General features: G+C 71.0%; 11 protein-coding genes. 2 read left to right on the forward strand and 9 right to left on the reverse strand.

Going from position 1 to position 13626, the window contains the following annotated elements; all coding sequences use genetic code 11:
* Window positions 1-45: 45 nt before the first annotated feature.
* The 6 genes from JOL79_RS06120 to JOL79_RS06145 form a co-directional block, all read right to left on the reverse strand.
* Window positions 46-1053 (reverse strand): sugar phosphate isomerase/epimerase family protein, encoded by a 1008-nt coding sequence (locus tag JOL79_RS06120; RefSeq protein WP_210154643.1) that lies wholly within the window; start codon window positions 1051-1053, stop codon window positions 46-48.
* Between the two features lie 49 nt (window positions 1054-1102).
* The gene (locus tag JOL79_RS06125) at window positions 1103-2269 is read right to left on the reverse strand and encodes a Gfo/Idh/MocA family protein (RefSeq protein WP_210154644.1); all 1167 of its coding nucleotides are present in this window, start codon (window positions 2267-2269) and stop codon (window positions 1103-1105) included.
* Window positions 2270-2283: 14 nt separating this feature from the next.
* On the reverse strand, window positions 2284-3345 hold the full coding sequence (locus JOL79_RS06130) for an ABC transporter substrate-binding protein (RefSeq protein WP_210154645.1): 1062 nt from the start codon (window positions 3343-3345) through the stop codon (window positions 2284-2286).
* A gap of 138 nt (window positions 3346-3483) precedes the next feature.
* Window positions 3484-4401, reverse strand: a complete 918-nt coding sequence (locus JOL79_RS06135; protein WP_307848349.1) for an ABC transporter permease — start codon at window positions 4399-4401, stop codon at window positions 3484-3486.
* 104 nt (window positions 4402-4505) lie between these two features.
* Window positions 4506-6284, reverse strand: a complete 1779-nt coding sequence (locus JOL79_RS06140) for a sugar ABC transporter ATP-binding protein (RefSeq protein WP_210154647.1) — start codon at window positions 6282-6284, stop codon at window positions 4506-4508.
* A gap of 9 nt (window positions 6285-6293) precedes the next feature.
* A complete protein-coding gene (locus JOL79_RS06145) occupies window positions 6294-7481 on the reverse strand; it encodes an ROK family transcriptional regulator (protein WP_210154648.1) in 1188 nt (395 codons plus the stop codon).
* Between the two features lie 206 nt (window positions 7482-7687).
* On the opposite strand from JOL79_RS06145, the gene JOL79_RS06150 reads away from it, so the two are divergent.
* Together JOL79_RS06150 and JOL79_RS06155 are read left to right on the forward strand one after the other, a co-directional pair.
* On the forward strand, window positions 7688-8431 hold the full coding sequence (locus tag JOL79_RS06150) for a beta-phosphoglucomutase family hydrolase (protein WP_210154649.1): 744 nt from the start codon (window positions 7688-7690) through the stop codon (window positions 8429-8431).
* The gene (locus JOL79_RS06155; protein WP_210154650.1) at window positions 8428-10788 is read left to right on the forward strand and encodes a glycoside hydrolase family 65 protein; all 2361 of its coding nucleotides are present in this window, start codon (window positions 8428-8430) and stop codon (window positions 10786-10788) included. The genes JOL79_RS06150 and JOL79_RS06155 overlap by 4 nt, the downstream gene beginning before the upstream one ends.
* 36 nt (window positions 10789-10824) lie before the next feature.
* Here the strand turns inward: JOL79_RS06155 and JOL79_RS06160 are convergent, their stop codons facing one another.
* Genes JOL79_RS06160 through JOL79_RS06170 form a run of 3 tightly spaced genes read right to left on the reverse strand, consistent with a single transcriptional unit; the run spans window position 10825 to window position 13463 of the window.
* Entirely contained in the window at window positions 10825-11424 is a 600-nt protein-coding gene (locus tag JOL79_RS06160) for an NADPH-dependent FMN reductase (RefSeq protein WP_210154651.1), read from the reverse strand.
* A gap of 46 nt (window positions 11425-11470) precedes the next feature.
* Window positions 11471-12847: an MFS transporter gene (locus JOL79_RS06165; RefSeq protein WP_210154652.1), complete on the reverse strand. Its 1377-nt coding sequence runs from the start codon at window positions 12845-12847 to the stop codon at window positions 11471-11473.
* Entirely contained in the window at window positions 12840-13463 is a 624-nt protein-coding gene (locus JOL79_RS06170) for a helix-turn-helix domain-containing protein (protein ID WP_210154653.1), read from the reverse strand. Before JOL79_RS06170 ends, JOL79_RS06165 begins: the two co-directional genes overlap by 8 nt.
* Window positions 13464-13626 lie beyond the last annotated feature (163 nt).

Below are 13626 nucleotides of genomic sequence, written 5' to 3' on the forward strand. Positions count from 1 at the left end.
GTGCCGGGGGCCAGGTGGTCGCCCACCCGGCCCCGGCGCGAGTGATCAGTCGGAGGAGAAGGCGGCGTCGAACGACGCGGCGGGCGGGGTGATGGCGTTGAGTGAGCGGATGTAGGCGAGGGACTCGGGGGCTCCGTGGAGGCGGTCCATGCCGGCGTCCTCCCACTCGATGGAGATGGGGCCGTCGTAACCGATGTGGTTGAGGGCGCGGAAGCACTCCTCCCACGGCACGTCGCCCCGGCCGGTGGACACGAAGTCCCAGCCGCGGCGGGGGTCGGACCAGGCCAGGTGGGAGGCCAGGCGGCCGCGGCGGCCGTCGCGGGTGGCCACCCGGGCGTCCTTGCAGTCGACGTGGTAGATCTTGTCGGCGAAGTCGAGGATGAAGCCCGCCGGGTCCAGGCCCTGCCACACCATGTGGGAGGGGTCCCAGTTGAGGCCGAAGGCCGGGCGGTGCCCGATGGCCTCCAGGGCCCGCACGGTGGTGTGGTAGTCGTAGGCGATCTCGCTGGGGTGCACCTCGTGGGCGAAGCGGACGCCGGCCTCGTCGAAGACGTCGAGGATCGGGTTCCACCGGTCCGCGAAGTCCTGGTATCCGGCCTCGAGCATCGAGGGGGGCACCGGCGGGAACATGGCCAGGGTGTGCCAGATCGACGAGCCGGTGAAGCCGACGACGGTGCTGACGCCGAGCTTGGCCGCCGCGCGGGCGGTGTCCTTGATCTCCTCGGCGGCGCGCTGCCGTACGCCTTCGGGTTCGCCGTCGCCCCAGATGCGGGCGGGCAGGATGCCCTTGTGGCGTTCGTCGATGGGGTGGTCGCAGACGGCCTGGCCGACCAGGTGGCTGGAGATGGTCCAGACCTGGAGGTTGTACTTGGCCAGGGTCTCCTTCTTGCGTTCGATGTAGGAGTCGTCGGCGAGGGCCTTGTCGACCTCGAAGTGGTCGCCCCAGCAGGCGATCTCCAGGCCGTCGTAGCCCCATTCGGAGGCGAGCCGGCAGACCTCCTCGAAGGGCAGGTCGGCCCACTGGCCGGTGAACAGCGTGATCGGTCGCGTCATCTCCCGCTCCTGCTCATGTAGGTAACCCTCATGCCACTTTCGGCGCCAGTCACAGCGCCGTCCAGCGAGACTCGTGGGCCGCGCTCTCCTCGACCGCGGCGAGCACCCGCTGCACCCGCAGCCCGTCCTCGAAGGAGGGCGCGGGGTCGACGCCCTCGGCGACGGCCTCCAGGAAGTCCTTCACCTCGTGGACGAACGTGTGGTCATACCCGAGGCCGTGGCCCGGCGGCCACCACGCACCCGCGTAGGGGTGGTCCGGCTCGGTGACCAGGATCCGGCGGAAGCCGGCGTCGGACTCGGAGCTGTCGTAGAACCACAGCTCGTTCATGGCCTCGAAGTCGAACGACAGGCTGCCCAGGGAGCCGTTCACCTCGATGCGCAGCGCGTTCTTGCGGCCCGTGGCGAACCGGGTGGCCTCGAACGACCCGAGCGCACCGCCCTCGAACCGGCCGAGGAACAGCGCCGCGTCGTCGACCGTGACCTCGCCCTTCTCCTGGGTGCTGCTGGCGGCGAGGCCGCTCGACGCCTCGGCCAGGGGCCGCTCCTTGATGAAGGTCTCGGTCACCGCGGACACGCCGACCAGGTTGCGGCCGGTGATGAACTCCGCGGTGTCGATGATGTGGGCGCCGATGTCGCCGAGCGCCCCGGAGCCGGCCTTGTCCTTCTGCAACCGCCAGACCAGGGGGAACTCCGGGTCGACGATCCAGTCCTGGAGATACTGCGCCCGCACGTGCCGGACCTCGCCGATCCTGCCCTCGGCCACCATCTTCCTGGCCAGGGCCACGGCCGGGACCCGGCGGTAGTTGAACGCGACCATGCTGCGCACGCCCCGCGCCGCCGCGGCACGCGCCGCCTCGACCATGGCCTCCGCCTCCGCCACGGTGTTGGCCAGCGGCTTCTCGCAGAGCACGTGCTTGCCGGCCGCGAGCGCGGCGATGGCGATCTCGGCGTGTGAGTCGCCCGGAGTGCAGATGTCGATGATCTGCACGTCGTCGCGCTCGATCAGCCGCTTCCAGTCGGTTTCCACAGCCGCCCAGCCGAGCGAGGCGGCCGCGGCGGCCGCCTGCTCCCGCGAGCGGCCGCCGAGCGCGGCCATGACGGGCCGGACCGGCAGGTCGAAGAAGGCGCTCACGTTGCGCCACGCCTCTGAGTGGACGCGGCCCATGAACGAGTATCCGACCATGCCGACCCCGAGCGTCGGCTTGCTGTCTGTCATAGATGTCTCCCCGATCAGGACTCGAAGCCGAGCGGCAGGTACTCCGCGGCGTTTTCCTTGGTGATGGTCTCGGAGGCGAGGGTGAGCGACTGGGGGACTTCCTTCTCCAGCAGGTCGCTCATGCCCTTGCCCTGGGCGATGAGGCGGGCCAGGGTGATGGCGGAGCCGGCCATGGTGGGGCTGTAGGTGACGGTGGCCTTCAGCACGCCGCTGTCGGCCTGGATGTCGCGCATGGCGTTGGCCGAGCCGGCGCCGCCGACCATGAAGAACTCGTTGCGGTTGGCTTCCTTGATGGCGGCCAGGACGCCGATGCCCTGGTCGTCGTCGTGGTTCCAGATGGCGTCGATCTTCTTGTGGGCCTGCAGGAGGTTGGCGGCGACCTGGGTGCCCGACTCGACGGTGAACTTGGCGTCCTGCTGGGCGGTCACGGTGAAGCCGTAGGTCTTGAGGGCGTCGGCGAAGCCCTTGCTTCGGTCCTGGGTCAGGGGCAGGGTGGCGATGCCCTGGATCTCCAGGATGACCGGGTTGGACACGCCCTTGTCCTTGAGGGTCTTGCCGATGTAGTGGCCGGCGGCCACGCCCATGCCGTAGTTGTCGCCGCCGATCCAGGTCCGGTAGGACAGCTTGTCGGGGAAGACCCGGTCGAGGTTGATGACGGGGATCCCGGCGTCCATGGCCTGGCGGGCGACCTGGTTGAGCTGCTCGCCGTCGTTGGGCAGGATGACCAGGACGTTGACCTTGGCCTGGATGAGCGACTCGACCGCGGAGATCTGCTGGTTGATGTCGTTGGTCGGCTCGACCGCCTTGAACGTCACGTCGGAGTAGCGCTTGGCGGCGTCCTGCGCGTTCTTGGCGATGGCCGCGATCCAGCCGTGGTCGGCGGCGGGGGCGGAGAACCCGATGGTGACCGGGGTGCCGGGCTGGTCGTTGCCGCCCGCCGGAGCGGCCGCGGCGGCGGGCGCCGTCGTCGCGGCGGACTGGGCCGGCTCGTTGCTGGTGCAGGCCGTGACAAGAGCACCGGCGCCGATGACGGCTCCACCGAGGATGAAGCCGCGGCGACCAGGGTTGTTCGTCATGTGGAGCTCCCTTGCGTGGGGGTGTGTAAGGGGATGGACGGCCGGACAGCGGGCGCCGCCCCCGGGCGTTTGGTCCCGCTGTCACGGATTTCAGGTGAGAAAGGGGCAGATCGGGATGAATATGGAACTGGGTGGAACTCAGGTAGAAGTTCGGATGCTCCGTCGCTGCATGAGGACGGCGATGACGATGATCAGGCCCTTGGCGATCAGCTGGTCGCTGGTGTTCAGGCCGTTCAGGATGAACAGGTTGGTGATCACGGTGAAGATCAGCAGACCCAGGATCGAACCGATGATCGAACCCCGGCCGCCGGTCAGCAGCGTCCCACCGATGATCACCGCGGCGATCGCGTCCAGCTCGTAGAGATCACCGTGCGTCGACGACCCCGTCGTGGTCCGCGCCATGATCAGCACCGCCGCGATCCCACAGCACAGCCCCGACAGCGCGTACAGCACCATCGTGTGCCGCCGCACGTCGATACCGGCCAGCCGCGCCGCCTCGGGATTGCCGCCCACCGCGAACGTCCGCCGCCCGAACGTCGTCCGGTTCAGCAGCACCCAGCCCAGCGCCACCACCAGCGCGAACACATACACCAGCAACGGCAGCCCGAGCACCCGCGTCGTCGACAGATCCACGATCGCGCTGTTGTCCTGCTGCACCAGCTGCGTGCGCTGCGACGACATCCGCTGCGCCAGACCACGCGCCGCCACCAGCATCGCCAGCGTCGCGATGAACGGCACCATCCGCCCGTAGGAGATCAGCAGGCCGTTCAGCAGACCGGCCCCCGTCCCCACCGCCAGCGCGCAGATCACCATCACGACAGGCCCGTAGGACTGCGTCGACAACGTCGTGGCCCACACCGACGCCAGGGCCATCACCGCGCCCACGGACAGATCGATGCCACCACCGATGATCACAAACGTCGCCCCCACCGTAATCACACCGATGGTCGAGGCGAGCGCCAGAACACTCACAAGGTTCGACGAGGTGGCGAAGTTCTCCGGCTTCGTCACCAGACCGACGATCGCCAGCAGCACCAGCGCCGCGATCAGCCCCACATGCCGTGCCTCACCGAGACGGGCCAGGCCGCCTCTCAGGCTGGGGGCGGCGTCGGGGCGTGGACGCTCGCCGGCGGGCGCCGTAGGCGCCGGGTTGACCTCGGTCATTGACGGCTCCTGGGGGAGGGATCCGAATCGGGATCAGCGGAATCTGCAGCGGAATCTGTGGAGGAATCTTCGGAGGAATCGGAAGACGAGGGGGCCGTGGGAGCGGCCGGTTCGGCGGCGTCCGCGGCGGGAGTATCGGAGTCGGCGGCCTGAGCGGGGGCCTCCTCGGTGGAGGCGTCCTCGGCAGGGGTGGCGGATGCGGGAGCGTCCTCGGCGGGGGCTCCGGAGCCGGAGTGGTCCGAAGGGGCCGCGGACACCATCACCAGGTCGAGGACGCGGTGCTCGTCGAGCTCGCCGGCGGCGGCCTGGTGGACCATGCGGCCCTCCCGGATGACGAGCACCCGGTCGGCGAGGCCGAGGACCTCGGGCACCTCGCTGGACACCAGCAGCACGCCCACACCCTCGTCGGCCATCCGGCGGACCAGCGCGTACAACTCCGCGCGGGCCCCCACATCGACACCACGGGTCGGCTCGTCGAGCAGCAGCAACCGGCGACCCTCGACCAGCCACCGGCCGATCACGGCCTTCTGCTGGTTACCGCCCGACAACGTGCGGATGGCCCGGCGCGGATCCGGCGGCCGGATACCCAGCGCCTCCACCAGCCGCTGCGCCTCCGCCGCCTCCTTACGCCGATCCAGCCACCCACCCCGCGAATACCGGCCCAAACTCGCCAGCGTGATATTGCGGCCCACACTCTCGTCCAGCAGCAACGCCTGCGCCTTGCGCTCCTCGGGAGCCAGACCCATACCCAGCCGCACCGCACGGCTCGTACTACCCAGCCGCACCTGCCGCCCGTCCAGCACCACCCGGCCACTGGCCCGCCGCGCACCGTAGATCGCCTCGATGATCTCCGACCGGCCCGAGCCCACCAGACCCGCCAGCCCGACGATCTCCCCCGCACGCACACTGAAGGAGATGTCATGACAACGCCCCGGCACCGACAGGTTCTCCACCCGCAGCACCTCAGCCCGATCATCCCCGCCATCCCCACCGGCCTGACCGGCCGACGACTCCGGGCGCGGCGGGAAGACGTACTCCACGTTGCGGCCCGTCATCAACGCCACGATCGCCGACGTCGAGGTCTCCCGCGCCGGCAGCCCCACCGCCACCGTACGACCGTCCTTCAACACGGTGACCCGATCACCGATCTCCCGGATCTCCTCCATCCGATGGGAGATGTAGACCACCGCGACCCCATGCGAGGTCAGATCCCGGATCACCCGGAACAGATTCGCCACCTCGTCATGAGCCAGCGCCGCCGACGGCTCATCCATGATGATCAACCGGGCCTCGTGCGACAACGCCCGCGCCATACTCACGATCTGCTTGTGCGCCGGCGCCAGCCGCCCCACCTCGGTACCCGGCCGGATCTCACCGTGACCCAGCCGCTCCATCAACCCGGCCGTCGCCCGATGCGCCTGCGACCGCCGGGAGAACCCCAGCGACGCCAGCTCATGACCCAAGAAGATGTTGTCGGCCACACTCAACCCGTCGACCAGGTCGAGCTCCTGATAAATGGTCGCGATCCCCCGGGCCATCGCCGCCGTCGGGGTCGTCAGCCGAACGGCCTCCCCATCGAGCAGGATCTCCCCCGCATCGGGCTCCTGCGCCCCCGAAAGAATCTTGATAAGCGTGGACTTCCCGGCGCCGTTCTGGCCCAGCAGGCAGTGCACCTCGCCGGCCCTGACCTCGAGATCCACACCATCGAGGGCCCGGACGCCCGGGAACTGCTTGACGATCCCCCGCATCCGCAGCAGGGGACGTTCCTCGTCCATAAGGGTCTCCTAGGTGGCGGAGTAGACGTGGTCGCTGACGAGCCTGGCCGCGCCGAGGACACCGGCGGTGTCCCCGAGCTCGGACAGGACAATGGGCAGGTTTCCCGTGGCCAGCGGCAGGGACCTGCGATAGACGACGCTCCTGATCTCCGCCAGCAGCACGTGGCCAAGCCTGGCCACGCCACCGGCGATGATCACGAGTCCGGGGTTGAAGAAGCTGACCAGGCTGGCCAGCACCTGGCCGATCCTGCGACCGGCGTCCCTGATGAGCCCGATCGCGCCGGGGTCGCCCTGCGCCGCCGCCGCGCCCACGTCCTCTCCAGTGAGAACGCCCGCCTCGGCGAGCCGCTCGGCCAGGTAGGGCGACTCGCCCGCCCGCGCGACGGCGACCGCCTCCCGGGCGATGGCCGGGCCACCGGAGTACGCCTCAAGACAGCCGGAGTTGCCACACGCGCAGACCGGTCCGTAATCGTCGACCCGGATGTGCCCGATGTCTCCGGCGCTGCCCGACACACCCCGGTAGACCGCGCCGCCGACGACGATGCCGCAGCCGATCCCGGTGCCGAGCTTCAGGAGCAGGAAGTCGTCCACGCTCCGGGCAAGCCCGGAGTGCGACTCGCCCAGGGCCATGATGTTGACGTCGTTGTCGACCATCGCGGGGCAGCCGAACTCGCGGCTCATGGCGTCCCGCACGGGGTAGCGGTCCCAGCCGGGCATGATCGGCGGCACGACCGGCACTCCTTCGGCGAAGCTCACCGGCCCGGGGAGCCCGACGCCCACGCCGTTCAACTGGGTGAAGAGCCCGTCGTGCTGGAGTTTTCCGACCAGCTCGACGGCCTGGCCCAGCACGGCGGCCGGCCCCTTGCGGATGTCGCACCGCTCGCTCAGGTGCCCGAGCACCTCCATCTCGCCGTTGGTGACGGCGGCGTCGATGGAGGTCGCGCCGATGTCGACCCCGGCGAACCTGGTGTCCGACGAGAGCCGCACCCGGCTCGACCGCCTGCCGCCCCGGGAGGCGGCCAGCCCGTCGAGTTCGGCGAGCCCGAGCTCGACCAGGCGGTCGAGCTCCAAGTTGAGCTTCGACCTCGACAGGTCGACCACGTCACCCAGCTCGGCGCGGGAACGGCCGCCGTCACGCAGCAGCCGTAACAGCCTGGCCTGGTGGTGGTTCTCCGGCCGTATGGTCGTCCGCTTCACTACCCCTCCGGATCGAGGCTCACGGTGGCCGTGCGCCGATGTGATCGCCGTAATTGGCGTGAACGTACCTCTCCTCCGCCACGCAGCGGAAGAGCTTTTATCGAGATGATGCAATCTTTCGCTTAAATCAACAAAAGTCGGGATTGCTGGTTGAGGCTGTCCGCGCGGGTACAGGAGACAGACAGGGACGAGCCGGGGGAGGGCGCATGCTGGGACTGCCCGACGGCGTGCGGGGGTGCCTGTTCGACATGGACGGCGTGCTGACCCGCACGGCGACGGTCCACGCGACGGCGTGGAAGGAGATGTTCGACGCCTTCCTGCGCGAGCGGGCGCGGCGGGAGGGGACCGCGTTCGTCCCCTTCGACAAGGAGGCCGACTACGAGCGCTACGTCGACGGCAAACGGCGGCTCGACGGCACCCGGGGCTTCCTGGCCGCCCGCGGCATCGAGCTCCCCGAGGGAGGTCCGGCCGACCCGCCGGACGCCGAGACCGTCTACGGCCTGAGTAACCGCAAGAACGACCTCGTCCGCACCATCCTCGACCGGGACGGCGTCGAGGTCTACCCGGGATCGCTCCGCTATCTGCGCGCGGCCCGCGACGCGGGGATGCGCCGGGCCGTGGTGTCCTCCAGCGCCAACACCGAGCGCGTGCTGGCCGCCGCGGGTCTGGGCGATCTCATTGAGGCGCGGATCGACGGGGCGGTGGCCCAGCGGCGCGACCTGCCGGGCAAACCGGCGCCCGACATGTACCTCGCCGGCGCCGACGCCCTCGGACTCAAGCCGGACGAGGCGGCGGTCTTCGAGGACGCGCAGGCGGGCGTCGCGGCGGGCCGCGCCGGCGGCTTCGCGTGCGTGGTCGGCGTCGACCGCCTGGGACAGGCGGACGCGCTGCGCGCCAACGGCGCCGACGTCGTCGTCACCGACCTCGCCGAACTGCTGGACCGGCCATGATCCGGCACCCCGCCTTCATCGTGGAGCCGTGGGCGGTGCGCGAGTGCCGCCTGCACACGGACGTGCTGGCCCAGACGGAGTCGGTCTTCGCTCTGTCGAACGGCCACATCGGCCTGCGCGGCAACCTCGACGAGGGGGAGCCGCACGGGCTGCCGGGCACCTACCTCAACTCGGTCTACGAACTGCGCCCACTCCCCTACGCCGAGGCCGGTTACGGCTATCCCGAGTCCGGACAGACCGTGGTCAACGTGACGAACGGCAAGGTGATCCGCCTGCTGGTGGACGACGAGCCGTTCGACGTGCGGTACGGCACGCTGCACCATCACGAACGGGTCCTCGACCTGCGGGAGGGCACCCTCGTCCGCAAGGTCGGCTGGACGTCGCCCGCGGGCGCCGACGTCCACATCACCTCCACCCGGATGGTCTCGTTCACCCACCGGGCGGTCGCCGCGATCAGCTACGAGGTGCGGGCCGTCGACCGTGCCCTCAACGTCGTCGTGCAGTCGGAGCTCGTCGCCAACGAGACCGTGCCGCGCCCGGGCGACGACCCCAGGGCCGCCGCGGCCCTGGAGGCGCCGCTCCTCCTGGAGGAGAACCTCATCGCGCGCGACGGCGTGGCCGTGATGGTCCACCGCACCCGCGCCAGCGGCCTGCGGGTGGCCGCCGCGATGCGGCACGAGATCGACGGGCCGGCGAACACCAGCGTCGAGCCGAGCGGCGGCGGCGACGTGAACCGGGTCACCGTCGCGACCCGCCTGGAGCGCGGGCACTCACTGCGCCTGATCAAGTTCTTCGCGTACGGCTGGTCGGCCCAGCGCTCCCGCCCCGCCATGCACGACCAGGTGGTGGCCGCGCTGGCGGCGGCCCGGCTCACCGGCTGGGACGGTCTGCGCGCCGAGCAGCGGCGCTACCTCGACGACTTCTGGGCGGGGGCCGACGTCGAGGTCGAGGGCGACACGGAGGTGCAGCAGGCCGTGCGATTCGGGCTGTTCCACCTGCTCCAGGCGGGCGCGCGGCTGGAGCGGCGGCCCATCGCAGGCAAGGGCCTCACCGGCTCCGGCTACGACGGCCACGCGTTCTGGGACACCGAGACCTTCGTACTCCCCGTGCTCACCTACACCCACTGCCGGGCGGCGGCGGACGCCCTGGCCTGGCGTGCGTCGATCCTGCCGCTCGCCGAGCGGCGGGCCGCCCAGCTCGGGTTCGAGGGGGCCGCCTTCCCCTGGCGCACCATCAACGGCGAGGAGTGTTCGGGCTACTGGCCCGCAGGGACGGCCGCCGTCCACATCAACGCCGACATCGCCGACGCCGTGGTCCGGTACGTGGACGCCAGCGAGGACGAGGAGTTCGAACGCGAGAGCGGTGTGCCGCTGCTCGTCTCGACCGCCCGGCTGTGGTGCGCGATCGGTCACCACGACGTCGAAGGGCGGTTCCGCATCGACGGGGTGACCGGCCCCGACGAGTACAGCGCGGTGGCCGACAACAACGTCTACACGAACATCATGGCCCGTAGGAACATGCGCGCGGCCGTCGACGTCTGCCTCCGTCATCAGGACCGGGCCGAGCAGCTCGGCGTCACGCTGGAGGAGGTCGCCACGTGGCGCGACGCGGCGGCCGCCATGTTCATCCCGTACGACGAGCGCCTCGGGGTGCACCCGCAGAGCGAGGGCTTCACCCGTCACGCCGTGTGGGACTTCGCCGGGACCAAGCCCGAGCAGTACCCGCTGCTGCTCCACTTCCCGTACTTCGATCTCTACCGGAAGCAGGTGGTGAAGCAGGCCGACCTCGTGCTCGCCCTCCACATGTGCGGCGACTCGTTCACCGCGGAGGAGAAGGCCCGCGATTTCGCCTACTACGAGGCGCTGACCGTGCGCGACTCGTCGCTGTCGGCCTGCACCCAGGCCGTGCTCGCCGCCGAGGTCGGGCAGCTGGAGCTCGCCCACGCCTACCTGGGCGAGGCGGCCCTCATGGACCTGCGCGACCTGGAGCACAACACTCGCGACGGGGTCCACATGGCCTCGCTGGCCGGGGCGTGGACCGGGCTCGTCGCCGGGTTCGGCGGGATGCGCTCCGGGCGGGGCCGGATGTGCTTCGCGCCCCGCCTCCCGTCGGCCATCACCCGGCTCGCGTTCCGCCTGCGCTACCGAGGGCGGCTGCTGCGGGTCGAGGTCACGCCCGGCACCGCGACGTACGAGCTGCTGGAAGGGCCGCCCATCACGGTGGACCATCACGGAGGCGAGGTCACGGTGGGGCGCCGGGCGGTGACCCGTCCCATCCCGCCGAACCCGTTCCCCCACCTGGAGGTCCACCAGCCGGTGGGCCGGGAGCCCGCACCGCGCCGCCCCCTGACGGCCTGACCGTTTCGGGCAGCCGCGATCAAGCCACCGGCGTGATCAGACGGGCACTCCCTCACGGACGGGCAGCTGCGGCACCACCTGGGCGGCCCAGCTCGACACCACGTCGTCGAGGTCGGGAATGCGGGACTCGAGAACGACGAGCCCCGGGGTCGGGACGATCGCCCCCAGCTCGACCAGCAGCGGGCGCAGGTGGACCTCGACGGCCAGCGAGTGCTGGGGATCGCCCATCACCAGCAGCGGCAGCGCCGCCTTCCCCGCGAGCCCCCGGTGCGGCAGCCGATCGAGGAACGCCTTCAGCAGGCCGGTGTAGGTGCCCTTGTAGGTGGGGCTCGCCACCACCAGGACGTCGGCGTCGAGGACCAGGTCGAGCGCCGCCTCCACGGCCGCGGACGGCTCAGGTGTGAAGACCTGGCCGGCCAGACCCGAGAGATCGATCACGTCGATCAGGCTCGAACCGCCGCCATCGCCTCTCACCGGGGCACCCGGCCCCGCGGTCTCCGCCACGGCGACCCCCGCCACCACGCCCGAGGCCGGCCGGGCGGCCAGCGCCCTGGCCACCTCCTCCGCCGCCCGCACCGCCACGGCGAGTGTCCGCGATCCGCCTCTCGGGTTGCCGACCAGTGTCACGATGCTCATGCCGTCGACGCTAGGGGCCCGATCGGCAATAGTCAACATTTCCTACTCATTTTACAGCAATCACTGCGACGGGATCGGCCACCCGCTCGGCCCGCGGGGAGGGCAGCCGGACGAACAGCAGCGTGAAGGCGAGCCCGACGACGGCGGTCACCGCCCAGACAGGCCCGAGGCCCACGACGCCCGCCAGCGGCACCAGGACGAACGAGGACAGCGCGCCGCCGAACTGGAGCTGGAGCGAGTCCACCGACATCACGGTCGCCCGCTGGGCCGAGGACACCCGGCGGTGCACCAGCTCCGAACGGAACAGCGAGACCACCGCCAGGGCGGCGAAGAGCACGATGTACGCGCCCGCGGCGGCGGCGATCCCGGCCCAGCCGGGCAGCGCCACGGACGCGGCGAGAGCCCCGACCGCCACCGAGACCACGACGCATCCCAGGATCGCGGCCCGCACCGAGCCCCCCACCCGTCTGGCGACGGCCGGAGCGAGCGAACTGCCCAGGGCGTTGGCGACGAAGCCGACGGCCGTCACCACGGCGTAGGCGGTGCTCCCGGTCTGCGGGCTGCCGGTGAGATCGGCCAGCCGGCCGGGCGTCAGCAGTTCGATCGTGTTGAGCGTCACCCCGGCTCCGGCGGCGATCAGGAGCAGCCGCCCCAGCCCCCGGTCGGTCAGCCCCAGTTTGATCCCGTCCACGATCGTCAGCGGCACGCCGCGCAGCACCTCGCCGAAGCGGCCCCCGCGCCGTACCCCGCCACCGGCCGTCGTGGGCGCTCCCCCGGCACTCGCTGACGGATCCCGCATCAGGACGAGCACGGCCGCCAACTGCACCACCGCCGTCCCCGTCGCGGCCCAGACCGGCACGGCCAGGGCGTCCGCGGCCGAGAGACGCGAGACGAGAGGAAGCAGCGGAAGGGCGCCGCCGGCCAGGGTTCCCACAGCCAGGGCGACGGACCCCGCGACGTCCCCGGCGGCGAGGCCGGGCTTGAGGTCGGCGGACACGCCCTCCTCAGCGTGCAGCGCGTCCACGTACCAGGCCTGGGCAGGCCCGCTGGACAGCGCCCTCGACACCCCCTTCAGCGCGGACGACAGGAAGAACATCCAGACGGTCCCGGCGGTCGCCATCAGGGCCAGCCCCAGCACGCCGACCACCGCGGACGCGGCGAGCACGGCCCGGCGGCTCAGCACGTCGGCCAGACCGCCGGTGGGGAGTTCGAGCACCACGATGGTGACGGCGTACGCCGCGGAGACCAGGCCGATCTCGCCGACGCCGAGCCCGCGCGCGGCCATCAGCAACACCATGGGAGCCAGGTAGAGGCCCGTGGGCAGCCAGGTGAGGAACTCAATGATCGCGTAGCGCCTCAGCGGTCCCCTCGCCCGCCGCGGACGGGGCCGTCCAGAGAACGGATGACCCACGGCCTCACTCATCCCCGGCCCCCTGCGCGTACCCCGGCTCGGCCGGCGCCGACGGCGGGGGCGGACCGGGGCGCCGCGGGTGAGCCGCCACGAAGACGGACACCTGCTCCGCGTCCGGGGCGCCCCTGTCACGCGCGGCCGCCTCCCGCAGCATGGCGTGCAGGCGATCCCCCAGCTCGGCCAGGGACGACGGGCGCAGCCGGACGACCTCGTCCGACACTCCCGCGGCCTCGATCCAGTCGGCGCCCCAGGAGTCACGGTCGCGCTCGAATGCCTCGACGTCGGTGACCAGAACCTCGATCTGACGCCGGGACAGGAAGGCCACCGCCTCCCGGCCCTCGGGCGTCGCGGCCATCTCGGCGTTGTTCCACAGGGTCAGGCGGTGGATCGACCGCCAGCGGCGTTCGCGCCGGTCACGCCGGTCCTCGGCCTCGGCCACGAATCCGTACCTGGCCAGCTGACGCAGGTGATAGCTGGTCGAGCCGGAGCTCTCCCCGAAACGTTCGGCCAGCTCGCTGGCCGTCGCCGGGCCGTCGTTCCGCAGCGCTCCGAGCAGGCGCACCCGCAACGGGTGCGCCACCGCCTTGAGCGTGCGCGGATCGCTCACATGGAAGACCTCGCCGTCCACGTCCGATCACCTCCAGTCCCATGGACCGTAACATTACAAAGACATCTTTGCAAAAGCCTCTTGGGGAAATGAAACTTTCGCGCCACCCGGACCTCGACCTGCCGGTCAGCGCCGCCGCGGACCGCCTGATCGTTGACGGCGGCCGAGAACCGTGGGAACGATC

The sequence above is a fragment of the Microbispora oryzae genome (genome assembly GCF_017896165.1).
Taxonomy (GTDB): domain Bacteria; phylum Actinomycetota; class Actinomycetes; order Streptosporangiales; family Streptosporangiaceae; genus Microbispora; species Microbispora oryzae.

Excerpts from the sequence above, each read along its gene's own strand:
- JOL79_RS06120 (WP_210154643.1), bottom strand. The coding sequence starts at position 1,053 with ATGACGCGACCGATCACGCTGTTCACCGGCCAGTGGGCCGACCTGCCC.
- JOL79_RS06125 (WP_210154644.1), bottom strand. The coding sequence starts at position 2,269 with ATGACAGACAGCAAGCCGACGCTCGGGGTCGGCATGGTCGGATACTCG.
- JOL79_RS06130 (WP_210154645.1), bottom strand. The coding sequence starts at position 3,345 with ATGACGAACAACCCTGGTCGCCGCGGCTTCATCCTCGGTGGAGCCGTC.
- JOL79_RS06140 (WP_210154647.1), bottom strand. The coding sequence starts at position 6,284 with ATGGACGAGGAACGTCCCCTGCTGCGGATGCGGGGGATCGTCAAGCAG.
- JOL79_RS06150 (WP_210154649.1), top strand. The coding sequence starts at position 7,688 with ATGCTGGGACTGCCCGACGGCGTGCGGGGGTGCCTGTTCGACATGGAC.
- JOL79_RS06155 (WP_210154650.1), top strand. The coding sequence starts at position 8,428 with ATGATCCGGCACCCCGCCTTCATCGTGGAGCCGTGGGCGGTGCGCGAG.
- JOL79_RS06160 (WP_210154651.1), bottom strand. The coding sequence starts at position 11,424 with ATGAGCATCGTGACACTGGTCGGCAACCCGAGAGGCGGATCGCGGACA.
- JOL79_RS06165 (WP_210154652.1), bottom strand. The coding sequence starts at position 12,847 with ATGAGTGAGGCCGTGGGTCATCCGTTCTCTGGACGGCCCCGTCCGCGG.